Source organism: Bifidobacterium stellenboschense, assembly GCF_000741785.1.
Classification (GTDB): Bacteria; Actinomycetota; Actinomycetes; order Actinomycetales; family Bifidobacteriaceae; genus Bifidobacterium; species Bifidobacterium stellenboschense.
On the sequence record NZ_JGZP01000012.1, the window covers coordinates 304041 to 329616 of the forward strand.

At 65.9% G+C, this 25576-nt stretch carries 30 protein-coding genes; 16 read left to right on the forward strand and 14 right to left on the reverse strand.

Annotation, left to right across the window (positions count from 1 at the left end; all coding sequences use genetic code 11):
* Nucleotides 1–32 precede the first annotated feature (32 nt).
* The 5 genes from BSTEL_RS06195 (at nt 33) to BSTEL_RS06215 (ending at nt 3671) form a co-directional block, all read left to right on the forward strand.
* On the forward strand, nt 33–956 hold the full coding sequence (locus BSTEL_RS06195; RefSeq protein ID WP_034528359.1) for a hypothetical protein: 924 nt from the start codon (nt 33–35) through the stop codon (nt 954–956).
* Nucleotides 957–1064: 108 nt separating this feature from the next.
* The gene (locus BSTEL_RS06200; protein ID WP_202962071.1) at nt 1065–1649 is read left to right on the forward strand and encodes a sugar O-acetyltransferase; all 585 of its coding nucleotides are present in this window, start codon (nt 1065–1067) and stop codon (nt 1647–1649) included.
* A 73-nt stretch (nt 1650–1722) separates the two neighbouring features.
* The gene (locus BSTEL_RS06205; RefSeq protein ID WP_202962072.1) at nt 1723–2817 is read left to right on the forward strand and encodes an aldo/keto reductase; all 1095 of its coding nucleotides are present in this window, start codon (nt 1723–1725) and stop codon (nt 2815–2817) included.
* A 105-nt stretch (nt 2818–2922) separates the two neighbouring features.
* Nucleotides 2923–3228 carry a helix-turn-helix domain-containing protein gene (locus BSTEL_RS06210; protein WP_238567639.1) on the forward strand — a complete coding sequence of 102 codons (306 nt, stop codon included), beginning with the start codon at nt 2923–2925 and terminating at the stop codon, nt 3226–3228.
* Entirely contained in the window at nt 3225–3671 is a 447-nt protein-coding gene (locus BSTEL_RS06215) for a HipA domain-containing protein (protein ID WP_051922891.1), read from the forward strand. The genes BSTEL_RS06210 and BSTEL_RS06215 overlap by 4 nt, the downstream gene beginning before the upstream one ends.
* A 6-nt stretch (nt 3672–3677) precedes the next feature.
* Here BSTEL_RS06215 and BSTEL_RS06220 read toward each other — a convergent pair whose 3' ends face one another.
* Nucleotides 3678–4157: a flavodoxin gene (locus tag BSTEL_RS06220; RefSeq protein WP_034528361.1), complete on the reverse strand. Its 480-nt coding sequence runs from the start codon at nt 4155–4157 to the stop codon at nt 3678–3680.
* A 175-nt stretch (nt 4158–4332) separates the two neighbouring features.
* On the opposite strand from BSTEL_RS06220, the gene BSTEL_RS06225 reads away from it, so the two are divergent.
* A complete protein-coding gene (locus BSTEL_RS06225; protein WP_051922892.1) occupies nt 4333–4824 on the forward strand; it encodes a GNAT family N-acetyltransferase in 492 nt (163 codons plus the stop codon).
* A 56-nt stretch (nt 4825–4880) separates the two neighbouring features.
* Here BSTEL_RS06225 and BSTEL_RS06230 read toward each other — a convergent pair whose 3' ends face one another.
* Nucleotides 4881–5177 carry a ribbon-helix-helix domain-containing protein gene (locus tag BSTEL_RS06230; RefSeq protein WP_034528363.1) on the reverse strand — a complete coding sequence of 99 codons (297 nt, stop codon included), beginning with the start codon at nt 5175–5177 and terminating at the stop codon, nt 4881–4883.
* Nucleotides 5178–6429: 1252 nt separating this feature from the next.
* Between BSTEL_RS06230 and BSTEL_RS06235 the strand changes: the two genes are divergently transcribed.
* Nucleotides 6430–6954, forward strand: coding sequence for an NAD(P)H-dependent oxidoreductase (locus BSTEL_RS06235; RefSeq protein ID WP_034528365.1), 525 nt, complete (start codon nt 6430–6432; stop codon nt 6952–6954).
* A gap of 86 nt (nt 6955–7040) precedes the next feature.
* On the opposite strand, the gene BSTEL_RS06240 is transcribed toward BSTEL_RS06235, so the two are convergent.
* A complete protein-coding gene (locus tag BSTEL_RS06240) occupies nt 7041–8459 on the reverse strand; it encodes an MFS transporter (RefSeq protein ID WP_084686142.1) in 1419 nt (472 codons plus the stop codon).
* Between the two features lie 158 nt (nt 8460–8617).
* On the opposite strand from BSTEL_RS06240, the gene BSTEL_RS06245 reads away from it, so the two are divergent.
* Together BSTEL_RS06245 and BSTEL_RS06250 are read left to right on the forward strand one after the other, a co-directional pair.
* Nucleotides 8618–8803: a hypothetical protein gene (locus tag BSTEL_RS06245; RefSeq protein ID WP_034528368.1), complete on the forward strand. Its 186-nt coding sequence runs from the start codon at nt 8618–8620 to the stop codon at nt 8801–8803.
* 74 nt (nt 8804–8877) lie between these two features.
* Nucleotides 8878–9402 carry an NAD(P)H-dependent oxidoreductase gene (locus BSTEL_RS06250; protein WP_034528370.1) on the forward strand — a complete coding sequence of 175 codons (525 nt, stop codon included), beginning with the start codon at nt 8878–8880 and terminating at the stop codon, nt 9400–9402.
* 292 nt (nt 9403–9694) lie between these two features.
* On the opposite strand, the gene BSTEL_RS06255 is transcribed toward BSTEL_RS06250, so the two are convergent.
* The 8 genes from BSTEL_RS06255 to BSTEL_RS06290 all read right to left on the reverse strand — a co-directional run bounded on the left by BSTEL_RS06255 (nt 9695) and on the right by BSTEL_RS06290 (nt 16685).
* A complete protein-coding gene (locus tag BSTEL_RS06255; RefSeq protein ID WP_034528372.1) occupies nt 9695–10066 on the reverse strand; it encodes a type II toxin-antitoxin system PemK/MazF family toxin in 372 nt (123 codons plus the stop codon).
* Complete coding sequence (locus BSTEL_RS06260; protein ID WP_034528374.1) at nt 10044–10334, reverse strand: type II toxin-antitoxin system RelB/DinJ family antitoxin; 291 nt, start codon at nt 10332–10334, stop codon at nt 10044–10046. The genes BSTEL_RS06255 and BSTEL_RS06260 overlap by 23 nt, the downstream gene beginning before the upstream one ends.
* A 403-nt stretch (nt 10335–10737) precedes the next feature.
* Nucleotides 10738–11514 carry an ion channel gene (locus BSTEL_RS06265; protein WP_034528376.1) on the reverse strand — a complete coding sequence of 259 codons (777 nt, stop codon included), beginning with the start codon at nt 11512–11514 and terminating at the stop codon, nt 10738–10740.
* Nucleotides 11515–11523: 9 nt separating this feature from the next.
* Nucleotides 11524–12237, reverse strand: coding sequence for a GNAT family N-acetyltransferase (locus BSTEL_RS06270; RefSeq protein WP_051922893.1), 714 nt, complete (start codon nt 12235–12237; stop codon nt 11524–11526).
* A 27-nt stretch (nt 12238–12264) separates the two neighbouring features.
* Complete coding sequence (locus BSTEL_RS06275; RefSeq protein ID WP_034528378.1) at nt 12265–13596, reverse strand: MFS transporter; 1332 nt, start codon at nt 13594–13596, stop codon at nt 12265–12267.
* A gap of 242 nt (nt 13597–13838) precedes the next feature.
* A complete protein-coding gene (locus BSTEL_RS06280) occupies nt 13839–14804 on the reverse strand; it encodes an L-lactate dehydrogenase (protein ID WP_034528380.1) in 966 nt (321 codons plus the stop codon).
* A gap of 51 nt (nt 14805–14855) precedes the next feature.
* On the reverse strand, nt 14856–15641 hold the full coding sequence (locus tag BSTEL_RS06285; protein ID WP_034528510.1) for a methyltransferase domain-containing protein: 786 nt from the start codon (nt 15639–15641) through the stop codon (nt 14856–14858).
* Between the two features lie 81 nt (nt 15642–15722).
* Nucleotides 15723–16685, reverse strand: a complete 963-nt coding sequence (locus BSTEL_RS06290) for a 3-hydroxyacyl-CoA dehydrogenase family protein (protein ID WP_034528382.1) — start codon at nt 16683–16685, stop codon at nt 15723–15725.
* Between the two features lie 164 nt (nt 16686–16849).
* Here BSTEL_RS06290 and BSTEL_RS06295 point away from each other — a divergent pair, with 164 nt between their 5' ends.
* Both BSTEL_RS06295 and BSTEL_RS06300 read left to right on the forward strand, forming a co-directional pair.
* Nucleotides 16850–17224, forward strand: a complete 375-nt coding sequence (locus tag BSTEL_RS06295) for a type II toxin-antitoxin system RelB/DinJ family antitoxin (RefSeq protein WP_034528389.1) — start codon at nt 16850–16852, stop codon at nt 17222–17224.
* Entirely contained in the window at nt 17221–17817 is a 597-nt protein-coding gene (locus BSTEL_RS06300) for a PIN domain-containing protein (protein WP_051922894.1), read from the forward strand. The genes BSTEL_RS06295 and BSTEL_RS06300 overlap by 4 nt, the downstream gene beginning before the upstream one ends.
* Nucleotides 17818–17847: 30 nt before the next feature.
* On the opposite strand, the gene BSTEL_RS06305 is transcribed toward BSTEL_RS06300, so the two are convergent.
* Nucleotides 17848–19182 carry an MFS transporter gene (locus tag BSTEL_RS06305; protein ID WP_156963190.1) on the reverse strand — a complete coding sequence of 445 codons (1335 nt, stop codon included), beginning with the start codon at nt 19180–19182 and terminating at the stop codon, nt 17848–17850.
* On the opposite strand from BSTEL_RS06305, the gene BSTEL_RS06310 reads away from it, so the two are divergent.
* From BSTEL_RS06310 to BSTEL_RS06320, 3 genes are all read left to right on the forward strand, one after another.
* Nucleotides 19142–19357 (forward strand): hypothetical protein, encoded by a 216-nt coding sequence (locus tag BSTEL_RS06310; protein ID WP_034528391.1) that lies wholly within the window; start codon nt 19142–19144, stop codon nt 19355–19357. The genes BSTEL_RS06305 and BSTEL_RS06310 overlap by 41 nt on opposite strands.
* 116 nt (nt 19358–19473) lie before the next feature.
* A complete protein-coding gene (locus BSTEL_RS11425; protein ID WP_051922896.1) occupies nt 19474–20412 on the forward strand; it encodes a LysR family transcriptional regulator in 939 nt (312 codons plus the stop codon).
* A 60-nt stretch (nt 20413–20472) separates the two neighbouring features.
* Nucleotides 20473–21939, forward strand: coding sequence for a serpin family protein (locus BSTEL_RS06320; RefSeq protein WP_051922897.1), 1467 nt, complete (start codon nt 20473–20475; stop codon nt 21937–21939).
* Nucleotides 21940–21960: 21 nt separating this feature from the next.
* Here BSTEL_RS06320 and BSTEL_RS06325 read toward each other — a convergent pair whose 3' ends face one another.
* On the reverse strand, nt 21961–22947 hold the full coding sequence (locus BSTEL_RS06325; protein WP_051922898.1) for a sensor histidine kinase: 987 nt from the start codon (nt 22945–22947) through the stop codon (nt 21961–21963).
* 5 nt (nt 22948–22952) lie between these two features.
* Entirely contained in the window at nt 22953–23705 is a 753-nt protein-coding gene (locus tag BSTEL_RS06330) for a response regulator transcription factor (protein WP_202962073.1), read from the reverse strand.
* Between the two features lie 128 nt (nt 23706–23833).
* Here BSTEL_RS06330 and BSTEL_RS06335 point away from each other — a divergent pair, with 128 nt between their 5' ends.
* Complete coding sequence (locus tag BSTEL_RS06335) at nt 23834–24631, forward strand: ABC transporter ATP-binding protein (RefSeq protein WP_034528393.1); 798 nt, start codon at nt 23834–23836, stop codon at nt 24629–24631.
* Nucleotides 24628–25428, forward strand: a complete 801-nt coding sequence (locus BSTEL_RS06340; protein ID WP_034528395.1) for an ABC transporter permease — start codon at nt 24628–24630, stop codon at nt 25426–25428. The genes BSTEL_RS06335 and BSTEL_RS06340 overlap by 4 nt, the downstream gene beginning before the upstream one ends.
* The last annotated feature ends 148 nt before the right edge of the window (nt 25429–25576 follow it).

Below are 25576 nucleotides of genomic sequence, written 5' to 3' on the forward strand. Positions count from 1 at the left end.
GCACGGCCATGCCCCGGGCGTATGGTGGAGGCATGCGCATCATCGAACGGTTCTGCCGGGGCAAGCACGCCGACCAGTCGTTGAACGAGGACGGTCTCGTCGTCACGGAGGATTTCGCCGCCGTGGTGGACGGGGTGACGGGCAAGAGTCTGCGGCATCTGTGGCGACCCAGCGGCGGCGTGGTCGCGAAGGACCTGCTGGCGAGCGCGATCGCCGTATTGCCTCGCGAGGCTTCGATGCGTGAGGTGCAGCGGGTGCTTGATGGCCGTTTGCGTGATGAGTATGCGCGATTCGCGGCCGTGCATGGCGATGTGTCCTCATGCGATGTGTCCTCAGGCGACGTGTCTTCGCGCGTGTTCGAGGTGGAGCCGTGGGAGCGTCTTCAGGCGAATGCGGTGGTCTATAGCGTGTTTCGGCGTGAGGTGTGGCTGTTTGGTGATTGTCAGGTCATGGTGGATGGGGTGCGGACGCCGACGTTGAAGCGTGTGGATGAGTTGCTTGGGGAGTTGCGTTCGTTCGCCGCGCGGGCGTTGGCGTTGCGGGCGGATGCGGAGATGCGATGCTCCGACGGTCCGGAGACCGTGGCGACGGATGGCTCAGCACGCTCCTCCCATGTCGACGGTTCCGGAGATCCGGCGCGTGACATGATCATGCCGTTTCTGCGGTTGCAGTCGGAGTTCGCTAATCGGCGTGGGGAGTATGGGTATTTCGTGTTCGATGGGTTTACGGATCCGGAGTATCCGATTCGTGTCGTGCCGGTGGAGCCGGGTGCCGAGGTGGTGCTTGCATCGGATGGGTATCCGTTGCTGCGCTCCACGTTGGCAGGATCGGAGGCGGAGTTGGGGCGTCTGCGTCGTGAGGATCCGGGGCTTGTGCGTGAGTTTCGGAGTACGAAGGGGTTCACGGCGGGGCTGGAGTCGTTCGATGACCGCACGTATCTGCGGTTCATCGCGTGAGGTGCGTCCCGTATAGCCGGCGGGCATGGGGGTGTATCGAACGACACTATTGGCTGGTTCTTTCCGACCGCGGTTCAATGGGACCGACTTGTGGAAAGGACCGTAATCATGAGTGTCGTCATGGCCGACCCTACAATCGACATCCTCGCCCGAGACAGAGGCGGCGAGCCCGTCGACCCCGCCGAACCGGGGTATGCCGTCATCGGTGCGACCATCACGGAGACGAAGCGGCTGTGCGTGGAACTCAATACGGGCGGCTATCACGAGCCGGGCGAGGTCCATGCGATGTTCGAGCGGATCGTGGGGCATCCGGTTGACCCGTCGTTCCGTCTTAATCCGCCGTTCTACACGGATTTCGGCCGGAACATCGAGGTCGGCAGGGACGTGTTCGTCAATTGGGGGTGCACGCTGGTGGATCGCGGCGGCATCTCGATTGGGGATGGTTCGTTCCTGGGGCCGAACGTGCAGCTCATCACCATCAACCACATGCGCGATCCGCTGCGGCGGGCGACGACCGTCTCGAAGCCGATCCGTATCGGCGCGCACGTGTGGATCGGCGCGGGCGCAATCGTGCTGCAGGATGTGACGATCGGCGACGGCGCGATCGTCGGGGCCGGGGCGGTCGTCACGCATGACGTGCCGGCGGGTGCGATCGTCGCCGGGGTACCTGCCAAGATCATCGGCCACGTGTGACGTTCCGGTGCCGTGACGTTGCGACGTTGCGGCGGAACATGCGATTAGGGATCATTCAGGAAAGGAAACAGTTATGTCCACCAATACAGTCAGGTCCGCTAACGACGACTACGGCGACATTACGCCGGTCGATCTGCCGAAGCGCACGCTCGGCACGGGTCCCGCGGCGCTCGAGGTTTCGGCGATAGGCCTCGGTTGCATGGGGTTCACGATGAGTTGGCCGCCGTTCCTGCCGCACGACGAGTCGATCCGTGTGATCCGTGCCGCCTATGGGATGGGTGAACGGTTCTTCGACACGGCCGAGGTGTATGGCCCGTTCGCGAACGAGGAGCTGGTCGGCGAGGCGTTGGAGCCGTTCCGTGATGACGTGGTCATCGCCACCAAGTTCGGATTCGCCCTGCACGGCGGGTTCGGTGGCAGCGAGGGCGAGGCGCAGTTGGATTCCTCGGGCCGCGTGCAGCAGACCGATTCGCGTCCCGAGACGATCCGCAAGGCCGTCGAAGGGTCGCTGAAGCGTCTGCGCACCGACCACATCGATCTCTACTACCAGCATCGCGTCGATACGAAGGTGCCGATCGAGGATGTGGCCGACGTGATGGGCGAGCTCATGGCCGAAGGCAAGATCCTGCACTGGGGCCTGTCGGAGGCGGCGCCCGCGACCGTGCGTCGGGCGCATGCGGTGACGCCGGTGACAGCCGTGCAGAACGAGTATTCGATGTGGTGGAGGAAACCCGAGGAGGAGCTGATCCCCACGTTGGAGGAGCTGGGCATCGGACTGGTGCCGTTCAGTCCGCTCGGCAAGGCGATGCTGGCCGGACGGTTCACCGCGTCCACGCGCTTCGCCGCCGACGACTATCGCAGCCGCATCCCCCGCTTCTCCCCCGACCATATGGCGCACAACATCGCGATGGGCGACTACGTCGAATCCCTGGCTCGGGCCAAAGGCGTGGCGCCCGCGCAGATCGCGCTCGGCTGGCTGCTCGCGCGGAAGCCGTGGATCGCGCCGATCCCAGGCACCAAGCATGTGGACCGTCTGCGTCAGAACCTGGGCGGCGCGGCCGTCACGTTCACGTCCGACGAACTCGCCGCCATCGACCGCACGCTCGACTCCATCACCATCGAGGGCGCCCGTTACCAGCCCACGCAGGAGGCCCTCACCAACCACTGACGAGCAGCAAAGCGGCCTGCGATCCGGTTGACCGACACAGATACATGTGCAGAAACTACTCACATAGTAGTAAATATGGCATTGTTTAACGAATATTACTAATATATGAGTATGTTTGATTTGTTGGATGAGCCCATGCCGGGCGACGTGATGGCCGGTGTCGCCGATCGTATGGTCAAACGGCGCAAGGAGCACGGCATGACGCAGTCCGCATTGGCGGAGAAGTCCGGCGTGAGCTTGGGATCAATCAGGAGGTTCGAGCAATCGCATGAGATCTCCTTCGGCTCGCTGGTGAACATCGCCTTCGCACTGCGTTGCGAACGGGATTTCGACGCGTTGTTCGCACAGCCGTACTATGCGACCATCGACGATGTCACCGCAGCCGCACGACGGAACGGAGGCCGCGCATGACCAACCCATTGCCGGATCTTGACCGGATTCGAGTCACATATGTCGGGGAATCGGTCGGTACGCTCACCATGTCCCCGAACCGCACCCTGGCATTCGCCTACGATTGGACGTGGCTGACGCACGGATTCTCCATCAGCCCGTTGAGTCTGCCGTTGCAGGAAGGTATGTTCATCGGCAACCGTGACGACCACGCGAAGAACTTCTCCTACCTGTACGACCGGGAGCACGCCGTCTGGCGGCTCTCCCCCGCCTACGATCTGACCGAGAACCCCGGCATCAACGGCGAGCACACCACGGCGGTCAACGGCAAGGGGCGGGGCATCACGCTCGCCGACCTGGCAGGCATCGGCGTCAAGGCCGGCATCCCGCGCGCCCGCTGCCTGTCCATCGCCAAGGACATGCGGGAGTGCGTCGCCGACGCCGGCTTCACCGTGCGCGCCTGATCAGATTCACAAGGCGAGACCGTCGACCCACTTGGCGAGCTTGGCCTCGCTTTCGGAGGCGGCGACGCGGCGTCCCGGCACCCAACGGGCGGCGGGCGCGGAGTCGTGCAATTGCACGCCGTCGGCGCCTCGCGTGCTGGAACCGGACGTGGCGAACGTCACGATGGTTCTGCCTGCCCAATCCTCGCTTTCGAGGAACGTGCGCACCACGCGCGGCGCGGTCTCCCACCACAGCGGGTAGCCGACGAACACCACGTCGTAGCCGCTGACGTCGATCGGTCCGGCGAGCGCCGGGCGTATGTCGCGGTGCGTGTGCTCCACGCTGGAACGGCTGGACGCGTCGCGCCAGTCGATGTCGGCGGCCGTGTACGGCTGTGCCGGTCGAATCTCCTTCAGGTCCGCGCCGATGGCGTGCGCGAGGCGTTCGGCCACGCCGCGCGTGGTGCCGGTGGCGGAGAAATAGGTGACGAGCATACGCTTGCTCATGATGGTTCCTTTCCGTGAAGGTCATGGCTACGTGCCACGGGTCTTGGACCGCATGCAGCTTCTATTCCGTATTACACCGCATCCTCATCATGTCGGCCAATAGCGTCGTTCGATGTCCTGTCATGCGTCACGGGCATGGGGTTCGCGCTCCCGGCCGGCCTATACGATGGCGCGTATGCAGTTGACGGTGAAACGGTTCGAGGAATTGAGCGCGGCGGAACTCTACGAGATCTACCGCGTGCGCGTGGCGGTGTTCGTGGTGGAGCAGCGGTGCGCCTATCAGGAGGTGGATGAGGCGGACCGGCGCTGCTGGCATGTGTTCCTGCATGATGAGGACGGTATCGCTGCCTATTGCCGCGTGATCGATCCGGGCATCACATTCCCGGAGGTCTCGATCGGCCGCGTGCTGGCGACGCGGCGCCATCAGGGACTCGGTACGCGTATCGTGCGCGAGGGACTTCGGATGGCGCGGGAGCGCATGCATGCGGACGCCGTGCATATCGAGGCGCAGACGTACGCGCGTGGATTGTATGAGCAGCTCGGGTTCACGCAGGTCTCGGACGAGTTCCTCGAGGACGGCATCCCCCATATCGGCATGATGTGGCGGGCGCGACGTCCGGTAGTGACCACGTATGACGGCGAAGCCTCTCCCCATCCTGAGGTCTAATCAGGTAGAGCAATTGGTGTGCCACATCTAGGTCACGGCACACCGCCAGAAAGCAGTCAGACAGCAGCAAACTCGCGCATTAACGCGTGGCGCACAAGCGCGTCAGCCGAAACGCCACGCCGCTTCGCCACAGCATCCAATATCGCCGACACGTCCGCACTCATTGAAAACGTTCGGCTTACTGGATCGGCCGGTGCGACATCGAACACCTGATCTGAAAACACCGGATCTGGCGCACCGGCCGACGCATACCCGGCCAGGTAAGCGTTAATCATGCTAAGCAAGTTGTCGCCCCTGCTTTTGGCCACAGCTGCAGCCGCGGCATAAGCCGGCAGGCTTTCAACCATCGTCATAACACACCACCTTCCACTAGTAGTTTCCAGTGTATCCCGCATGCCTCGGAACGCACCATAGGTTCATACCCACGACACGAAGACGCAAGCTAAAGGTAGCTGAAAGGCACGGCTCGCACGTATGATTGACGTTCGGACCAAATAGCAGGTCAGTGTCCGATAAGACACGTCCGTATATACTGAAAGCGCCAAGGCTTTTCTATCTCTCGAACCCGTTATTGGCTCTGGGGTCTGAGAAGCCTCTGTTTCATGGTATTATCTCCCCCTGTAGACAGAAGCGGCCGCAAGTCGTAAGACTTACGGCCGCTCGGCTTACCCCACCATGGTTACGGAATCGTCGTGGTTTTCTGCGTGTTTTGGCGTGTGAGTGATTGCCGTCTTGGTCGCGTCTAGTCTCAGCGGTAGTTGACGCATGTCTCGGGGCATGGTTGACGCCGTGCCGTTTCGCCGGGATGGGCTTGACGAGGGGAGCATGCATGATTGTCTTCGTCGGTCGGACGATCGCATCATTCACCGTGCCCGTCCGGATTCGCGCGCGTCCCGGCGACGTTGTGCGCATCGTCCTTGTGGTTGACGGTTTCGTCCCCGCCGGCGGGGGCTCCCGGCGAAGCCGGGTGGGGGTGGTCCACGCGACGAGCGCATAGCCATACGACCATTGCGGCTACGCAACCACCCTCGGTCATGCTCCGCATGACCGCTCCGCCAGCGGGAGCCGGTGAGATACCGGCATGCCCCAAGACCAGAGCCGTTCCAAGCCCAAGCCCACCACCAACCTCTACACGCCGACATACGAAAAGCACGTCGTCTTCGCTCTGACAGACCTCCATGCGTATCAGTGCAACACCATGCATGGGAGCGGGCTGTCTGGATTCGTCCTGTGAATTGATCTCGACCGGATGAACCGTCTGCAATGGGATTGGGAAACACTGTTCCAGTCCGGTCATGCATCCACTGACAGCATCCACTGAGAGCACACATGTCGGAAAACCACGGAAAACCCGTGAAGAAGGCCCGCAACATGCGATCGAATAGGAGAAGCACGCAATCGGTGCGACGGCTGCCGTTCCGCCGCATATCAGATCGGGAACGGCAGCCGCGGAGGTATAACCGCGATTGCCGCATCACCTGTGTCTTATCGGACACTGGGTTGCCAGTGGCCTCCATAACCCACAAGAACCACAGCGATGCGCGAAACCCCGGTATCATCGACAGGGAGCATCCATTCGATCATCAACCGTTGGAGGTGTCCGTCATGAGGACGTTGGTCCTGGTGTTCCATCCCGATCTCGAAGGCGCGTCGCGCGCCAACAAGGCGCTGGTCCGGGCGGCGCGCGAACTGCCCGATGATACCGTGACCGTGCGCGATGTGTATGCGCTGTACCCGGACGGCGTGATTGACGTGGCCGCCGAACAGCGGCTCGTCGAGGCGCATGACCGCATCGTGATGGAATTCCCGCTCTACTGGTATTCGGCGCCCGCCCTGCTCAAGGAGTGGGAGGACAAGGTGCTGGCGTTCGGCTGGGCGTACGGCCCCGGCGGCGAGGCGCTGGCCGGCAAGGAGATCGCGGTCGTCACCACTGCCGGCGGTCCGGAATCCGAATACGTGGAGGAGGACGGCGGTGCCACGATGCGCGAGGTGCTCTCCCCCTACCGGATGATGGCCCGCTACACGCACGCCGTGTGGAAGGAACCGTTCGTCGTCTTCGAGTCCATGGAACTGTCTGACGAGGCGTTGGTCACGACGGGCCGGAAATACCAAGCATTCCTTACCGACTGACGATTGTTCGGAGGGCGGTGAGCCGGGTTGCCGGCTCACCGTACGTGACTGACGGCGTCCACGAACGCGACGGCCGCCGCCCCCGATCACGCCGTGCCGGGCAGCTGCTTTCCGGGAACGCTTCGACGGGACAGCGCGAGCACGTACCAGGCGACGGGCAGGGTGAGCAGGCCGCCGGCGACGAACACCCACACGATCGGGATCACGTCGGCGAGCGGCGCGAACACGAGCATGCCCAATGGCATGCCGAGCGTGGAGAGCATCGTGTCGAGACCGAAGACGCGACCGGTCATCGACTCGTCGGACTCGGACTGCATGACCGTGCGCATCGGACCGACGCAGACGGCGGAGGCGACGCCGTTCAACACGTCGATGACCAGATAGACGAGCAGGTTCGGCGCGAGTCCGAGGCCGATGACGGTGAGACCGACCATGCCGATGCCGAGGGCGATCGCACGCATCTGGACCAGCGCGCCGTTCAGCAGCCTGGGCCCGATTGCGGACATGAGCGCGCCGCCGAGCAGCATGCCGACGCTCAATCCCAGCTCGTTGGCGGCGAGCTTGTCCGACGCGGTCGTGAGGTTCACGAACCCGAGGTCCAGGTCCAATCCGTCGTATTCGCGGGTCATGAGCAGCAACGTCAGGTTCATCGGCGCGACCGACAGGAAGCAGGTGAACGCGTCGCCCAGTACCGCGCCCTTCAGGTACGGGTGGCGCATCGTGTAGGCGAAGCCGGCCCTGAGGTCGGCGAACGTGCGGCGCAGCACGGCGAGCGGCAGCGGCTCCGCCGACCGGCCCGAGGTCTCGCCGCCGTCCGTTCCGGCCGTGTCCGTCGCGGTCCTGATGCCCTTCGGTGTCGCGGGCATCCTGATCAGGGCGACGAAGCCGACGCCGATGACCGCGGTCGTCACGTCGACCAGCAGAATCGACCACAGCGGCGCCACGTTGACGAGCACGGCGGCGATCGCCGGCGCCGCGATGCGGTTCGCGGAGTCGATGACGCCGAAGATCGAGTTGACGCGCAGGAGCCCCTTCTCCGGGACGATGTCCGGGATGAACGACTGCACGGCGGGTTGCTGGATGCCGGCTCCGGCGGCGCGGATGAGCAGCGCCACGAAGATCAGCGACAGGCTGGCCCAGCCGGTCGCGAACGCGATGGACAGCAGGGCCGTGACGGCCGCGATGACGAGGTCGGGCAGGACGATCAGGGCCTTGCGGTTGTAGCGGTCGGCCAACGGTCCGCCGAAGACGGAGACGAGCGCCTGCGGCAGGACGCCGAACAGGGTGGCCAGCAGCATGGCTGAGCCGGTGCGGGTCTGCAGGACGATCCACCACCAGATGGCGAACTGGACGATGCTGGAGCCGAGCAGCGAGAACGCCTGTCCGGTGAGCAGCAGTGCGGCGCGGCGTACCCATCCATATTCGGCAGGCTCGTCCGTCGGAGGGGACGGGAATACGGGGTCGGCGATGATTCGGCCTGGTTGTTCCGAGGGATTCTGAGACATTACGTGTTCCTCTTGTCATGCGCGAGCGGGGTCCGACGGCGGAGACGCCGCCAATCCGGGATGCGCGACTTCAATATGCATACGACGATGTCGGCGTACCCGCGATGGGGATACGCCGGGGACCGCTTCGGGTTCCGACCTTCCGTCAGATCGCGGGCTTGGACGCGAAACGCGCCATCGTCATCATGCAGTATGAACACATGGTCGCCAACCATATTGGCCGGAGCGGACATGCCGTCACGAGCGTCATCGGCGCACCCAGCCCGTGCGGCTCGGGCATCGGCCTGTTCGCCCAGAACGTATTCGACCTCGCGGCGGCGTGTCACGGACGAACATGGTATTGATTGATACAACCTCTCGTTTCGAGATATATGAAGGACTTGGAGCGAGACAAGACCACACAGCAAGGAGACAACGTATGAAGAAGACCCTGGTCCTCGTGTTCCACCCGTCCCTGAACGGACAGTCCCACGTCAACAAGGCGCTCGCCGACGCCGCCGGCGAACTGGCTAACGTGATCGTGCGCGACGAGTACGCGCTCTACCCGGATGGCAGGATCGACGTGAAAGCCGAGCAGGCGGCGGTCGAGGCCGCCGACCGCATCGTGTTCCAGTTCCCGCTCTACTGGTTCTCCTCCCCCGCCCTGCTCAAGGAGTGGGAGGATGAGGTGCTCGAGCACGGCTGGGCGTACGGCTCCGAAGGCCACGCGTTCGAAGGCAAGGAGTTCGCCGTCGCCGTCTCCACCGGCTCCCCGGAGTCGAAGTATCAGCCGGAGGGCGACAACAAGTTCACCATCGACCAGGTGCTCGTCCCGTTCGAGGGCACGGCCAACCACATCAACGCCACATGGGTTAAGCCGTTCGTCACCTTCGCCTCCTTCGGCATCACCGACGAGGCGCTGGCCAAGGCCGTCGAAGACTACAAAGCGTTCCTGACCAAGTAGCGCCCGGAACCACTGCGAAAAAGAGAACCATGGAAGGCCGATTCCCACGACGGGACCGGCCTTCCCCATTCGTCAGGCTTCGGCGACGTCCTCGCGATGCCGAAGCATACCGCGCCACCATCGGTCCTCTCACATGGAAAGGGCGCGAATGGTGGGAAGCCGTGCGCGGCAGCGAATTATGGGCGATTGTGAAACGAAGGATCGCCACAGCATCGGTTTGATGTATGAAACCCGCCATAAACGGCATCACAGGCACACCCATGATGCGGTTTGGTGGATAATAAGACTTGGCTTACGCCCGTCGTCTATGCGGCGGAACGTCCGGCGAAGCCGCAAGACCATCGTTGACATGTTCCGCATCCCTTAGCGACAGACGACCGAAACGCCTCAACAGCTCACTTCGGTTGAAATAGAAGCGCTGGGAGCATCGCACGAGCGATGGCTTGTCCAATCCCTCGGCCTTCCAATCCAGAAGCGGAACGTCACCGGCTTCATCCCACGACATGTTGCCGGTAATCTTGGCGACGATGCCGGACAGCAAATCGCCGTCTATGTCGGTGATGACGACGGGGCGCGGCTTGCCTACGCCGGGATGGTCGGGGAATTCCACCCACATCAGCCACACGTCGTACAGGCGCGGTTCACTTGTCTGCGTAGCGGTCATAGACCGCATCCTCCGGGTCGTCCCAATCGGCGGGCAGGATCACATGCCCGGTGGTTTTCGACTTGTCGAACAGGTACGCGGAATGTCTCGGCGGAACCGGGTATCCGTCCGGCGCGCGACGTGTCGGAGTGAACGGCATCCCTTCATCAAGAATCGACTGGCGAAGGAACATATTCACCGCGGTACTTAATGTCATGCCCATGGACTCGTACAGGGCGGCGGCACGCGTCTTCACGTCGTCGTCGACATTGGCAATCACTTTAGCCATCACAACCTCCTAACGGTAATCAGATGGTATAAATCATATACCAAAAAGGTAGATGATTGGTCGCCCGCGACATCGGCATCGGCAGATTCCGGAAGTTGTCGTAACCGACGATTTCCGATTGCCCGACTTCCACGAGGCACCCCCGTCCGGCAGTCTGCTGGCCCCGCCACTGACGGTAAGCGTCTCCGAAATGCACCGCACATCAACGCATGCCATGATTTACCTCCTTGTTTTCGTCCGATACTCGTTCACACGGTCGCACACGGTCGCGGCCTCAGCCAGCAACGCCATGAACGCGCCCAGATCGGTCGTATCCACGTGCCCGGATGCCGTGACGACGGCGCGACGATCCGCCGTCAACGGCACTCGCACGTCTACCGGCCATTCCACGGGGCATGCGCGACTACCGGTCCCGCGACGCGAGCTCCTCGCGCAGAGAAGCGACGGACGCGGTGAGCTCGCGCACCTGTTCGCGCAATGCGCGCAGTTCCTCGGCGGAATCCACTGGGGAATCCGTCACCGCCGCCGCACGCATCTCCCCTGCTTTCCGTCCTTCCGTTTCTCGCCGGTGCGCCTCGAAGCTGACCTGGTCGACGATCCACGAGGCGAGCGTGGCGGTGACGATGCCGATCAATGCGATGCCGGCGAACATCAATGCCACGGCGATGAGCTTGCCTTGGAACGTGACCGGCGACACGTCGCCGTAGCCGACGGTGGTGACGGTGACGAACGCCCACCACAGGGCCGTGCCGAACCCGTCGATCGTCGTGCCCGGCTCCCCGCGTTCCACCGAGTAGACGGCGAGCGCGCCCACGTACATGAGCATGCCGACGGCTCCGAACGCGTAGACGGCGATGCGTCCGCGCACCGCCATGCCGGAGGTGCGGTTGAGCACGTGGAGCACGGTGAGCAGACGCAGCAGGCGCAACGGTCTGAGCATGGGCAGCGCGATGGTCGCGAGGGCGAACAGGTTGCGCGTGAACCATCGCCACCGGTCTTCGGCGAGCCACAGCGAGACGGCGTAGTCGACGACGAACATGATCCAGATCGCGTTGATGACGGTCTCGCACAGGAGGATGTGCGTGCCGGCGAGGATCTCCCATGAGTAGGCGACGAGGAACATGACGGACAGCGCCATCAGCGGCCATTCCGTCCATCGCTTCCATGCCTTGAGCCTCATGCGACGATTCTACCGGCCGGGGTGGTGTCCGCCACTCCGTGGTTCCCGCACCTCGTCCTCGTAGAGGTAGTACGCGTCTGCGGTGCCGTCGGGGTGTTCCTGTCGTTCCTCGCGGATGCGGGTCAGGCCGCGATGGTCGTAGAAGCCCGCATCGCATGTGGTGTCGGTGAACAGGAAGTACCGGCGTGCGCCTTGCGCGTGGAATCGTCCGATCGCGTGGTCGAACAGCAGGCGTCCCACTCCCTTGCCGCGCATCCGCTCGTCGACGAGGAACAGCACCACTTCCGCGTCGTAGCGTTTTCCGAGCCCGCGCATCAGCCGCCTGTCTACGGCGATCAGGTCGAGCGCGTCGCGGATGCCGCGCCTGCCGTCCGCCGTGAACGGCAGCGGCAACGATTCGCGTATCACGCGGCGGACGCGCCGGTTGAACGGTGTGGATCGCAGGGGCGACGCCTTCGCGTCGACGCGTGCCAGGATCATGCCCACGACCCTGCCGCCGTATACGGCGACGGTCGCGATGGTCGAGCATGATAGGCCGTGATGCAGGTCGATGGTCGCGAGACGGCGCGCGCAGTCGTCGCCCATCGTGGGGTCGGCGTACCACATGCGTCGCATCATCGTGATGAGCGCCGGGTGGTCGTCGCGTCGCAGCGGCCGCAACGTCACGCCGACGCTTGGGGGCGCGGGAGCCGCGGGAATCATGCGGTCCGCAGGATCATCCATACGTATACGTTCCATTCTTGCATCCGTTCACCGGACGCGCGCCTGTCCGAGCACGTACCAGGCGACGGGCAGGGCGAGCAGGCCGCTGGCCACGAACACCCACGCGATCGGGATCAGATCGGCGAGCGGCGCGAAGATCAGCATTCCGAGCGGCATGCCGAGCGTGGCGAGCGTCGTGTCGAGGCCGAAGACGCGGCCGACCATCGACGGATCGGATTCGGATTGCATGACGGTGCGCATCGGCGCGGCGCACATGCCCCAGGCGACGCCGCACAGGATGTTGATGACGAGGTAGGCGAGCAGTCCGGGTGCGAGCCCGAGCCCGACGATCGTGACGCCGACCGCGGCGATGGCGTATGCGGACACGCGCATGTTGTCGCGGATGACCTTCACGCCGATGGTGGACATGATGAGGCCGCCGAGCAGCATGCCGGCGCTCCAGCTCAGCTCGTTGGCGGCGAGCTTGTCGGAGGCGGTCGTGAGGTTCACGAACCCGAGGTCCAAGTCCAGCCCATCGTATTCGCGGGTCATGAGCAGGAGCGTCAGGTTCATCGGCGCGACCGCCACGAAACAGGTGAGCGCATCGCCGAACACCACGCCTTTGAGGCGGGGCTGCCGCATCGTGTAGACGAGACCGGCCTTGAGGTCGGCGAACGCGCGGCGGATGCCGGAGACGAGCGCGTTGTCCGCCGCGACGCCCGCGACCGGTGTCGGCGACGCAACGGTTTCCCCTCGTCGTTCCGGCACGCGGATGAGGGCGACGAAGCCGACGCCGATGACCGCGGTCGTCACGTCGATGAGCAGGATCGACCATAGGGGCATCACGTTGATGAGCACAGCGGCGATGGCGGGCGCGACGAGCATGTTGGCCGAGTTGATCATGCCGTAGATCGAGTTGACGCGCAGCAGTCCGCCGGCCGGCGTGATGTCGGGGATGAACGATTGGATGGCGGGCGTCTGCACGCCGCCGCCGGCCGAGCGGATGAACAGGACGACGAACAGGATGGCCAGGTTCGCCCATCCGTGCGCGAAGGCGAACGACAGCATGACGGTGACGCCGGCGATGATGAGGTCGGGCAGCATGATGAGCGGCTTGCGCCGGTAGCGGTCGGCCATCGATCCGCCGAAGATCGACACGAGGGATTGCGGCATGACGCCGAACAGGGTGGCGAGCAGCATGGACCAGCCGCTTCTCTCCTGCAGCACGATCCACCACCAGAGGGCGTACTGCACGATGTTGGAGCCGAGCAGGGAGAACGCCTGTCCGGTGAGCAGCAGGGCGACGCGACGCGTCCAACCGGACTCCCGCGGATCGGTCTCCGGTTCGAAGGGCATGGTCGGTTCAGAGGTATCGGACATATGGGTGTTCCTTCACTTCATCGTTCCGCACGGTCGTCCGTTCCGTACCGTGCATGGCATGCATACGGTCGAACCGGCATACCGTGCCGACCGTCCGTCATGGACGGTGCGGCGACGGCGTGCCGGGACCGTATGTCAGATGAAGCCGGGCGCGTACACCGGGGCGTTGTTGTCCGGCGATGAGGCGCAGCGCAAGGTACACATGAGTCCGAACGTTAGCCACGTTCGCCGACAACGAACGTCTACAGCCGGTCGGCGATGAGACGGCAGTGGTCGCGCACCACGGCGGCGGACCTGTGGAACTTCGCGAGCTCCTCGTCGCTCAGGTGCAGGTCGACGAAGTCGCCCACGCCATCGCCGTCGAGCGCGACGGGCAGGGAGAGGAACACGTCGTGTTCGCCGTACTCGTATTCGCCGTCGATGAGCGTGGACACGGATACGACGCCGCGCTCGTTCCACAGGATCATGCGCACGAGCCCCGCGACCGTGGCGGCGATGCCGTAGCTGGTGCCGCCGCGCAGCCCCTTGATGTCGAGTCCGCGGCGGCGCGTCTCCTCCTCGATGCCGGCGAGCGTGACGCCCGGATAGCGCAAACGGTTGTCCTCCAGATACTGCGCGAACGATTTGCCGATGAACGAGACCGTGGACCAGGGCACGAACTGGCTGTCGCCGTGTTCGCCGACCACGTAGCCGGAGACGAGACGCGGGTCGAGGCGCGTGGTCTCGCCGATGATCGTCTTCATGCGCGACGTGTCGAGCGCCGCCCCGGAGCCGAACACCTGCGCGCGCGGCAGTCCGGTGCGCCTCCACGCGAACCAGCTGAGCACGTCGACCGGGTTCGACACCATGATGAGGATGCCGTCGAACCCGGAATCCCTGATATGGCGCAGAATCGGGTCGACGATGTCGATGGCGGCGCCGAGCTCCTGCATGCGCGTCTCCCCCGGTTTCGGCTTCGGCCCGGCGGCGACGACGACCACGTCGGCGCGACGGCAGTCCTCCCAGCCGCCGGCACGGATCGTCACGAACCTGCCGAGGAACTCGGATCCGTCGGCCAGATCCATGGCCAGCCCCTCCGCCTTCTCGGGATGATGGTTGACGAGCACGAGCTCGTTGCACAACCCCTGTTGGACGATGGCGCTCGCCACCGCGGCGCCGACGCTGCCCGTGCCGACGACGACCACGCGGCTCCTGTTCGAAGTGACCATGATGCCGGTTCTCCTTTCCTCTCGAAATGTTGTGTCGACGGCGTTCCCGGCTTACCTGACGGCGGTGAAGAAGAACCGGGGGAACGGGAAGATGATGCTCCCATCGGATCGGGTCGGATAGGCGTCGCGCACGCGAACGAACACCTCGTTCTCGAAGGCCTCGCGCGCCGCGTCGTCGGCGAGCGCCTGCAGGTAGGGGCGCAGTCCGGTGCCGCGGTACCAGTCCATGATGGCCTCGTGCGAGGGCAGGGTGTGCATGTAGGTGGTCGTCCACATGCGGAAGCGCGCGGCGTGCGCGTGCAGCAGCTCCCAGTATTCGGGCGGCGTGAGGTTGAAGAACTCGCGTGCCTGCGGGAGCCGGTCCGCGTACGCCGGCGAGTGCACGAGTTCGCCGATGATGCGGTGGATGGGCTCCTCGTAGTTCATCGGCGTCTGCACGGCGAGCGTGCCACCCTCCTTCAGCAGGCCGAGCATCGCGGGGATGAGGCGCGCATGGTCGGGCACCCATTGGATGCACGCGTTGGAGAAGACCACGTCGAAATCGTGCGGCAGGGCGGCGGTCTGGCCCGGTTTCGACATGTCGCACAGGGCGAAGTCGATGTCCGGGTGTGCTTCGCGGGCGGCGGCGATCATCTCGGGCGAACTGTCCACGCCGAGGATCGAGGCGTGCGGGTAGCGTTCGCGCAGCACGGCGGTGCTGTTGCCCGGTCCGCAGCCGATGTCGATGAGGCGCGTGACCGTCCCGTCGTCCGGCGGCAGTTGCATCGCCAGATCGCGTGACGGCTGCGTGCGTTCCGTTTTGAACCGCAGATACTGTTCCGAATCCCATACGACCATGCGACTCACGCTAGCGATGCGGACGCATGCGGTCCGCGGATGCGTCCGCATCGCGAACATGATGATAGCCGAGCGCTATTCTCAGCGGCCCTCCGCCGCGTCGTCCTTCAACGCGCGCAGCAGCACCTGGTCGCGTTGCGCGATGACGCGTCTGCCGTCCTCGCCCTGCCAGGAGAAGAATCCCCTGCCGGTCTTGGCGCCGAGGTCGCCGGCCTTGACCTTCTCGGCGAGCAGCGGGCTCGGCCCGGTGCCGTTGTCCATGTCGTCGAACAGGTAGGTGCTGATGTTGTAGAACACGTCGAGCCCGCCCAGGTCGATGCTGGCGACCGGGCCGACGAGGTTCCAGCGGCGGCCGAGACTGTATTTCATCACGTCGTCGACGGTGGCGGCGTCGGCGATGCCCTCCTGGATGATGTGGAACTCCTCGCGCAGCACGGCCATCTGGAGACGGTTGCCGATGAAGCCGAGCGACTCCTTGTTGAGCCGGGCCGGCTTCTTGCCGATGCGCGTCATGAGGTCGAATGTCGTGTCGACCACTTCCTTCGTGGTCTTCTCCCCCGGCACGACCTCGACGAGCGGCATGAGCTGGGCGGGGTTCCAGAAGTGGGCGACGACGAAACGCTCGGGACGTGCCAGCGCCGAGGCGATGGCCGTCGGGCTCAGGCCGGACGTGTTGGTCGCGAAGATCGCGTCCTCGGGCGCGAACCGTTCCACCTCGGCCCACACGGATTTCTTGACGTCGAGGTTCTCGGCCACGGATTCGATGACGAAGTCCGCGCCGGCGACGCCCCGCTCGTAGCCGACGACCGGCGTGATGCGGGCGAGCACGTCGTCGACGGTCTCACCGGGCTTGAGCAGTCCCGCGTCGGCGAACGCCGTCGCGTCCCGGCGGATGTTCGTCGTCGCACGGTCCAGCGACTTGTCACTGCGGCCGACCAGTCGCGTCTCGTATCCGGCGAGCGCGAACTGGAGCGCGATGGCATGCCCCATCGTGCCCGTGCCCACGTTCGCCACCGTCCTGATGTCGTCGATCCCCTTGCTCATCGTCGAACCTCCTCCATGAGTCCCTTGCGGACGCATGTCTAGTCATACGGATTTCATGCGCCATTGTATGACGTATGACACGTGGATATGAGCATTCCGAAGACCCTTCACCGCATATTGCTATACTGTATAGCAACATGCGAGCCTACGGAAGGAGCTCACCCATGGCGACGGTGCAGATGAATGTGCGCATCGACGCACAGCTGAAGGACGACGTCGATGCCGTGCTGCGCGGGAGCGGCGTTTCGGCGAGCGACGTGGTCCGGTCGCTGTGGGCGTATATCGCCGATAGGCGGCAGGTTCCCCGGTTGGAGACTTCGGCCGAGGAGCGGGCGCGCGAGGAGGAACGCCGGCGGAGGATGACGATCGTCGAGGATTCCGCCGGATGTCTGCAACGGGAGCTGGCGGCGGCCGGCGTGGCCGACGGGCCCGCAGACCCGTTCGCATCCGCGTTCGGCGGTATGACGTCCAAGCAGATTCGTGACGCCATGTACGACCAGATGCTTGACGACTATCTCGCCATGGAGAGGAGTGAATGATGTCGGCCTCCCCCGCTTCCATCGAAAACACCCGGCTCTCCGGACATGCCGTCACACCGGACCCGCCGCGCGATGTTTTTCTCGACACCAACGTGCTGCTGGATCACCTCATGCGCCGGAACAGGTCCGAGCAGGCGACGGCCATGCTCAGGGCCTGCGTCCGGCATGACGTCGTCCTGCGGTGCGCGGCGACATCATTGAAGGACATCGCCTATGTCGCCGAGGCGACCCTTCGACGGGAATTCGCGACGATCCGGCATACAGGAGAGGATTCCTCCCCATCCAAGGAGGGTGCGGAGGAATCCCCGCTCGAGGACGGGACGATTCGCATGCTCATCCGGCGGATACCATGGCATTGCGTCGAGCAGGCTCGTGCGCTATGCGATGTCGCGGCCGTCGGTCGGGAGACGTGCGACGCCGCCCTCGCTCTTCGCGCACGGCACGACGATTTCGAGGACGATCTCATTATCGCCGCCGCACAGCATGCGGGAAGCCGTCATGTGGTGACATCGGACCGGCAGCTCATCGAACACTTCCCGGAGATTTGTATCACCCCGACCGCTCTTATGGGGCTGCTCGACGGTTCCCGCTGACGCGGTGCAGCGCGACGCCCCTGACGCGCGTCAGCGGTCGCGCCAGCGTAGGAGTTCGAAGGCGAGGATGAGGGCGAGCAGGAGGGCGGAGGCGAGGAACACGGCGCGCAGGGCCATGGTGAGCGAGGGCAGGAACGTGGCGTTGACGCCGAACACGGCCACGCCGACCGCGCCGCCGACCTGGCGGAACGTGTTGAACATGGCGGAGGCGATGCCGGCCTGCGCGGGGTCGACGCTCTTGAGCACCACGCCCGCAGCCGCCGGCGTGGTGATGGCCGCGCCGAATCCGACGACGCTCAGCCCCGTGGCGATCGCCCATACGGGAATCGGCGACGGGTAGCAGAATTCGAACAGGAATCCGGCGATCATGATCGCGAGCCCCAGCGTGATCGAGAACTTCGATCCGCGTGCGGTGATGATGCGGCCGCCGGCGAGGTTGCCGGCGATGGTGACGAACGCGGACGGCACAAACACGAGTCCGGCGGCGAAGGCGCCCAAGCCGAGCCCGTTCTGCAGGAACAGCGTGCAGATGAACACCATGCCGTACCAGTTGAAGATCATGACGAATCCGATGAGCAGCGCGACCTGCATGCCGCGCACGTGGAACAGTCCCAACGGCATCATGGGCGTGCGCACCTTCGCCTGGGAGCGGACGAACGCGACGAGCAGGATCGCGCCGACGCCGACGAGCGTCCACGCGGCTGGCGAGGCGATGCCGAGGGCGCCGATTTCGATGACGCCGGCGATGAGGGCGACGAGGCCGGACAATGCGAGCGCCTGCCCCACCCAGTCGAACCGTTTGGCGCGGCGAGGCGAGGGCGTGACGCGCGTGCACAGGCCGAGGACCAGCAGGCAGAACGGCACGTTGACCGCGAACACGAGGCTCCAGTGGATTGGCGTGAGGAGTCCCCCGAGCAGCGGCCCCACGGCGGACGCGCTCGCGCCGCCCGCACCCCACAGGGCGAGCGCCCAGGCGCGCCGCTTCGGATCGGGGTTCGTCTCGTTGATGAGCGCCATGGAGGCAGGCAGAATCAGGGCGGACGCCACGCCGAGCAGGCATCGGCCGAGGACGAGCGCACCCATCGACCATGCGAACGAGCTGAACAGGGATGCGGCGGCGAACAGCGCGGCCCCGCAGACGAACACGCGTCTGGCGCCCCACCGGTCGGCGAGGTTGCCGCACAGGAGGAGGAGCGCGGCGAATAGGAGGCTGTAGCCGTCGACCACCCACTGCTGGACGGCCATGTCGCCGCCGAGGTCACGGCTGATGGTGGGCAGCGCCACGTTGACGATGAGCACGTCCATGCCGACAAGGAACGAGGCGATGGACGCCGCCGCCGTGGCGAACGGCGCGGAACGGACGATGGCCCGCGTGCGGTCGGACGGGACCGTCGACGACGAAGCCGTCGCCGGGGCCGATGAAACGGTCGATGAAGTGGTCGTCGTGCTCTCCTTACGCTATGGATCGGAATGTCATATCGGTTATCGCGTAGGATATGGTACGGCGCGTGGGATGTTGGGAACGTTGGAATGTGAGTGATTATGGTTCATATCGCATGAACCATGGGTTCACGCCCACCCCCTCAGCCGGCTTCGCCGGCAGCTCCCCCTGAAGGGGGCGCAGATGAAACGTCCGGACGGACGGAAAGGACGACGATGTACGACAGACGGTTGGACGCGATCGTGGCGGCGGCGGAGACGGGCAGTTTCGCGAAGGCGGGGCGCCTCCTGCACATCTCGACGCCGGCGGTCGCCAAACAGGTCAACACGTTCGAAACGGAATACGGGCTCACCTTGTTCATCCGCTCGCACGGCGGCGTGACCCCCACGCCGGCCGGTGCGGAGCTCGTGGAGGGGGCGCGCGATCTGATCCGCCGGTCGGACGAGATCATCCGCAGGGCGCGGCGGCGCGCCAGCCCGGACACCGTGCCGGTGCGGCTCGGCATCTCCATGCTGCGTCCGGGAAGACGCATCCTCGACCTGTGGCAGCATGACGCCGGCCGCACCGCGGGCATCCGCCTCGAACTCGTCTCCCTGCCGGACGGCAGCACGTCCATCACCGACATCATCGCCCGGCTCGGCGGCACGATCGACGTGATCGCCACCGCGTTCGCACCCGATCATTGGACCGGCGTATGCGGGACGCTGGCATTGTCCTACGAACCGTTGTGTCTGGCCGTGCCGCGCGGCCATGCGCTCGCCCGCCGCGCCAGGGTGACGCTCGACGACCTCGCCGGCACGCGCATACGCATGCTGCCGCGCGGCAACGGCACGGACGACGTCGCACGCGACCTGTTCGAACGCGCCGGCGGCATCGAACTGGCCGACATCGACCATTACGATCTGGACGTGTTCAACGAGTGCGCCCGGACCGGCGACCTGCTCATCTCCAAACCGATGTGGGCCGACGTGCACCCGCAGCTCGTCAACGTGGCCGTGGACTGGCCCGAACCGGTCGGCATGCAGTACGGTCTGCTCTACCCGACCGACCCCACGCCAACCGTCGCCGCGTTCGTGGACCGCATCGCCGAGCTCGCCGACGTGGAGCGAAACGCATCCGCACGGGAGACGACGGAAGCGGGTGACGCCCGCTGATACGATGGCGGTATCGCGGGAGGTAACGCGAGCAGCATCGACGGATCGAGGGAGATCGCCATGTCCACGCGAGACCATGACACGACACCATCAACAACCGTCACGACGTCCGCGCCGACCGCGCCGGTCGAAGGCTCGTCACGCGCCTCACACACATCCCGGTCCCCGCGCCGCGCGAAACGCGTCCGCATCATCCTCGCCGCGCTGCTGGCGGCGGTCATCGCGATCGGCGGAGGCGGGACCGTCTGGTGGACGCTGGGAGACGGCGCCCGAACCGTCGCGCTCATGCGCAGGAAACCGGCCTCGCCGGCGACGCAGACCGCGATCGACGCCGTCACCGGGTTCGCCTACCGTTCCGCGCCCGGGTTCCTCGACGCGGCGAACGGCGACGACGACGGCAACGTCAACTACTCCCCCACGTCGATGTGGATGGCGCTCGCGCTCGCCGCGCAGGGCGCCGGCGGCGCGACGCGCACGCAATTGGACGAGACGCTCGGGGCCAAGGGTCTCGGCGACGGGGACTACATGTCGCTGCGCTCGTCGGTCAACGGCCGGTACGACGATGCGCGGTCCGTGATGGACGTGCACGACTCCATGTGGGTGGATGGCCGCTACACGCTCAAGGATTCGTTCCGGCGTGCCGCGCAGGAAAGGTTCGACGCCGACGTGGAATCCCTCACGTTCGACGCGCGCGCCGAGAAGCGCATGTCCGAATGGATCGAGGACAACACCCACGGCATGCTCAAACCGGACATCCGGTTGAACGCCGACACGATGATGACGCTCATCGACACCGTCTACGCGGACGGCCGCTGGGAGACACCGTTCGAGGAGACGAACACCAAGGACCGGACGTTCCACGGCGCATCCCGCGAGCATGTGGTGCCGATGATGGCGCATACGTTCGATTCGATGGGCTATGCGGAGGCGGCGGACGGCTCGTGGCGGCGCGTCTCCATCCCGTTCGACAACGGCGGCGCGCTGACAGTGCTGCTGCCCGCCGAGGGACGGTTCGACGAGTTCGCTTCCGACTCGGCGCGGCTGGAATGGGCGATGTCCACGTGCTCCGCGCGCGAGACCGGCGGCGACGCGCCCACCTGCGGCGCGAAGGCCGGAACCGACGCCGCCGGGAACGCCGTCCCGGAGGTGACGGCCGCGACGACAAGCGTGGACCTGAAGCTGCCGCGCTTCTCCATCGAGAACGCGTTCTCCCCGGAGAGCGCCGAGAAGACGCTCCGGACGTTGGGCGTGACGGACGCGTTCTCGTCGAGTACGGCGGATTTCTCCGGGATGATGGAGCCGGACGGGCTGCCGGGGAATCCGTTCATCGGCGAGATCATCCAAGGCACGCGCATCGATGTGCACGAGAAGGGCGCGAAAGCGGCCGCGTTCACGCAGATCCAGGTGGAGACGGCCGGGGCGCCCATCGACGACGAGGTCACGTTCGACGTGGACCGGCCGTTCCTCTACGAATTGGCCACGCCGGACGGCGTGCCGTTGTTCATCGGCGCGGTGCGCGACCTGTGACACCGGGAAGGCCGCCGGACGTCATTCCTCCCCGTCCAGGAGCGGCAGGGTGAGGCGCATCGTGGTGCCGGCTGGCGACGTGGATTCCACGTCGAGTTCGCCGCCGTACCGGGTCGCCACGTCGCGGGCGAGCGCGAGGCCCAGACCGTAGCCCTGGTGCGCGGTGCCGTCGTCGTCGCGGGCGAACCGGCGGAACAGGCGTTCCGGGTCGTCGCCGATGCCGCCACCGTGGTCGGTGACGCGCACGACGGCCCGCCCGCCGTGCAGGTATCCGGTCGAGATCGTGACCTTCGCGCCATCGGGCGAGTGGGCGATGGCGTTGTCGAGCACGGCGACGAGGCATCGGGACAGTCCGATCGCGTTGCCACGCACGACGAGCCGGCCGCGTTCCCCGTCGACGCGCACGTCGAGGTTCACGCCGCGCGTCTCGGCGAGCGGTCGCACCTCCTCGACGGACTGGTCGGCCACGTCGGCGAGCATGACGGGTTCGGCGTTGACGGCGCCGCGCGCGGCGACGAGCAGGTCGGTGATGATGGCGGTCATGCGGTCGACGTCGCCGCGCAATGCTGCGATCGGCCCGTCGATGTCGCCACCGTGGGCGCGGCGGAAGTCGATGAGGTCGATGCGCGTGGCGATCACGGCGAGCGGCGTCTTGAGCTCGTGGCTGGCGTCGGCGACGAAGTCCTTCTGGAGTTCGAACGCGCGTTCGAGCGGTTCGACCTCCTTGCGCGCGTAGTAGCGTCCGACGACGGCGACCGCGGCGATCACGCCGACGACGAACAGGAGGGTGAACGCGACGGCTTTCCTCGTGTCGATGACCATCATGCCGGAGCCGAACTGCCGGGTGACGCTCATGGCGTCGGGGTCGAGGCCCCGTTCGGTGATTTCGTGGCGCGAGCCGAGCAGCACGCCGAGCGTGAAGAGGATGCCGCCGATCGCGGTGATGGCGGCCATGGCGATGGTCATGCGCAGGCTGATGAGCCGCGCGCGTCCCTTGTCCGATGGCATGGTTCTCATCCTTCCGGTGTTCCGATGCGGTAGCCGCGCCCGCGCACGGTGTCGATGATGCGGCGCGTGGTCTTGCCGCGCACGTAGGAGACGTACACGTCGACGGCGCCGAGGTCGCTGCCGGGCGAGAACGCGCCGGCGAGCAGCTCCTCGCGGGTGAACACGTGGTCGGGCGAGGTGGCGAGCATGGCGAGCAGCTTCGTCTCGACGTCGGTGAGCGGCACGGCCCGCCCGTCCGGGTCCTCGATGACGTTGGCATCGGGTTTGAGCAGCCAGTCGCCGACCATCACGCCGTTGGCCTGCGCGTGGAAGCCGCGCAGGAGGGCGCGCAGGCGCGCTTCGAGTTCGACGAAATGGAACGGTTTGGTCAGGTAGTCGTTGGCGCCGGCATCGAGGCCTTCGACGATGTCGTCGACTTCGGCGAGCGCGGTGAGGATGAGCGCGGGCGTGGTGACGCCGGTGCCGCGCAGCATGCGGATGAGGTCGAGCCCGTCGCCGTCGGGCAGCCGACGGTCGACGATGAGCGCGTCGTATCGCGCGCCCGCCATGAGCCGGTTCGCCTCGCCGACCGATTGCGCCCAGTCGGTCCGGTAGTCGGCGGCGAGCATCTCGGCGGTCATGGCGCCGAGGTTCGGGTCGTCCTCGATGAGGAGGACGGCGGGCAGGAGCAGTCGTTCCGGGGATGCGGCCGCCGTCGGTCTTGGCGTCTCCGGTCTTGGCGTCTCCGGTGTCGCCGTCGCGTGCGTCGTCATGTCCATGCGCATCTCACCTCATAGGGAATCGGGGATTCTCTTACGGTTATATCAGACCGCCGGCCGGCTTAGGAACCGCTAAGAAACGCGGCGGCGGTTGGCCCGGCGGCGCCCGCGGCGTTATCGTGCGCGGTATGCGATGTGATTCCCCTCTCTTCACCGCGGAACGGGTGTCGTGCACGGTGCCGTCGCCGGACGGCGACCGGACGGTCTTCGCCGGCTTGTCGTTCGCGATCGGCCGCGGCGAGATCGTCGATCTGGTGGGCCCGTCTGGTTCGGGCAAAAGCAGTCTGCTGACGGCGTTCGCGCGCCTCAATCCGCATGCGTCGGGCTCGTTCGCGCTGGATGGGCGCGACGCCGGATCGTTCACGCCGCAACGGTGGCGGCGCGAGGTCGCCTACCTGCCGCAGAAGCCGATTCTGCCGGGAGAGACGGTGGCGGATGCGATCCGGCTGCCGTTCACGCTCGCCGTGCGCGCCGACGCGCGGGACGACGGCCGGCGGGGCGGTCTTGTCGGCCGGTTCGCCCGCCTGTTCCGCGACGACGCGGCGGCCGCACGGGATATGCTGCCGGACGCGCGCATCCGGGAGACGCTCGACGCGATGGGATGCGGGGACATCGATCTGACGCGGCGGCCGCACGACCTGTCCGGCGGTCAGGCGGCGCGCGTCTCGCTCGCCCGCACCCTGCTGACCGGGCCGCAGGTGCTGCTCGCCGACGAGGTGGACGCCGGACTGGACGACGGGAACGCCGCCAAGGTCGCGTCGATCATGGCGTATGCGGCCGGGCGCGGCATGGCGATCGTGCGCATCCGGCACCGGCCTCCGGACGGGCGCGCCTCGCGCGTCGCCACGCTGGCCGACGGCGCGCTCGCATGGGCGGACGCGGCGGAACGCGCGACGGGAGCGACGGACGGGAAGGAGACGGCATGAGCGGCAACGCGTACGACATCGACATCTGGGGTCTCGCCGTGGCGATGGCGATGGTGGCCGTCGCAGCCGGCGTGAGCGGGCTCATGCGCATGGGCATCGGCCGCTCCCTCCTGTGGTCCGCCTGCCGGGCGCTCCTGCAGCTGTGCGCGATGGGATTCGTCGTCGGCTACGTGATCCGCGCGGACAACGTGTTCCTCGTGTTCGCGACGATCGGCGTGATGCTCGTCGCCGCCGTGCAGATCACCCTGTCGCGCGCCAAAGGCGTGCCCAAGGGGCTCGCCGGCCCGGTGCTGCTGAGCCTGACCATCACGATGCTGCTCATGATCGCGCTCGTCACCGAACTCGTCGTGCGCCCCCACCCGTGGTACGCGCCGCAACTCGTCGTGCCACTGACAGGCATGCTGCTCGGCAACACGGTCTCCGCGCTCGCCGTCGGCCTGAGCCGGTTCTACGAGAGCATGGACGAGCGGCGCGACGAGATCGACACGATGCTCGCCCTCGGTGCGACCGCGTGGGAGGCGGCGCGGCCGTCCATCGTCTCGTCGATCAGGCTCGGACTGCTGCCGACGATGGCGACGCTCGCCTCCTGCGGCATCGTCACGATCCCGGGCATGATGGCCGGCCAGGTCATCGCCGGCGGCGACCCGTTGGAGGCCGCGAAATACCAGTTCGTCGTGTTCGCGGCCATCGCCGCGCTGACGCTCGTCGCCGACGGGCTCATCATGGCGATGACGTATCGCACCTGCTTCACCGAGGCCGACCAGTTCCGCCCGCGGGACATGCGCGGCGTGCGCTGAGCGCGGGGATCCTCCACGGACGCGACGGCGGGCGGTGGGAACGGAACCGTCCACGCCACCCGCCGTTTGCCCATTGTTTCCGGCGATTCCCGCACAAGCACCGCCGTGAGCGCTACCATGGAGGGGCCGGGACAAGGCTCCCGCAGGT